Origin of the sequence: Mycobacterium sp. NAZ190054 (genome assembly GCF_001545925.1) — a bacterium.
Taxonomy (GTDB): domain Bacteria; phylum Actinomycetota; class Actinomycetes; order Mycobacteriales; family Mycobacteriaceae; genus Mycobacterium.
Map to the genome: position 1 here is coordinate 1 of NZ_LMVQ01000456.1, position 1,378 is coordinate 1,378.

At 67.6% G+C, this 1,378-nt stretch carries 1 protein-coding gene; it reads right to left on the bottom strand.

The window, feature by feature from the left end; all coding sequences use genetic code 11:
• Positions 1 to 10: 10 nt before the first annotated feature.
• Positions 11 to 1,378: CoA-acylating methylmalonate-semialdehyde dehydrogenase (locus ASJ79_RS24085; protein ID WP_067960897.1), on the bottom strand; the 1,368-nt coding region annotated here is incomplete at its 5' end.

Here is a 1,378-nt window from a genome sequence, read left to right on the forward strand (position 1 = left end):
GTGTGTGGGGTTAGGCGTTTTGGGGGAAGCCGAGGTTGATGCCGCCGTGGCTGGGGTCGAGCCAGCGGGCGGTGATGGCTTTTTGGCGGGTGAAGAAGTGGATGCCGTCGAGGCCGTGGGCGTGGGAGTCGCCGAACAGGGAGGCTTTCCAGCCGCCGAAGCTGTAGTAGGCCATGGGGACGGGGATGGGGACGTTGATGCCGACCATGCCGACCTCGACTTCGTTTTGGAAGCGGCGGGCTGCGCCGCCGTCGTTGGTGAAGATCGCGGTGCCGTTGCCGTAGGGGTTGGAGTTGATCAACTCCAGTGCCTGGTCGTAGGACTCGACGCGCACGACCGACAGGACGGGGCCGAAGATCTCGTCGGTGTAGACGCTCATGTCGGGGGTGACGTTGTCGAGCAGGGTGGGGCCCAGCCAGAACCCGTCGGCCCCGCCGTCGGCCTGGATGGTGCGGCCGTCGATGACGACTTTGGCGCCGGCGGCTTCGCCGGCGTCGATGTAGGAGGCGACCTTGTCGCGGTGGGCTTGGGTGACCAGGGGGCCCATGTCGGCGTCGCGGGTGCCGTCGCCGATTTTCAGGCCGGTGGTGCGGGCGGCGATTTTGGCGACCAGGTCATCGGCGATGGGGCCGACGGCCACGCAGGCGCTGATGGCCATGCAGCGTTCCCCGGCCGAGCCGAAGCCGGCGTTGACCATGGCGTCGGCGGCCAGGTCCAGGTCGGCGTCGGGCAGGATCACGGCGTGGTTTTTGGCTCCGCCGAGGGCTTGGACGCGTTTGCCGGCCGCGGTGGCGGTGGTGTAGACGTACTGGGCGATCGGGGTGGACCCGACGAAGGACACGGATTTGATGGCGGGGTTGGTGAGCAGTTCGTCGACGGCGGTTTTGTCGCCGTGCAGGACGTTGAACACGCCGGCGGGCAGGCCGGCTTCTTTCCAGAGTTGGGCCAGCCACAGCGCGGCCGAGGGGTCTTTTTCGGAGGGTTTGAGTACCACGGTGTTGCCGGTGGCGATGGCGATGGGGAAGAACCACATCGGGACCATGGCCGGGAAGTTGAACGGGGAGATGATCGCGACCGGGCCCAGGGGTTGGCGCAGCGAGTAGGCGTCGATGTTGGTCGAGGCGTTCTCGGTGAATCCGCCTTTGAGCAGGTGGGGGATGCCGCAGGCGAACTCGACGACTTCCTGGCCGCGGGAGACCTCGCCGAGGGCGTCGGAGACGACCTTGCCGTGCTCGCTGGTGATGATCTCGGCCAGCTCGCCCTTGCGGTCGTTGAGTAGTTCGCGGAACCGGAACAGCACCTGGGTGCGCTTGGACAGTGAGGTGTCCCGCCAGGCCGGGAACGCCGCGGCGGCGGCCGCGATCACCGTCTGCGCGTC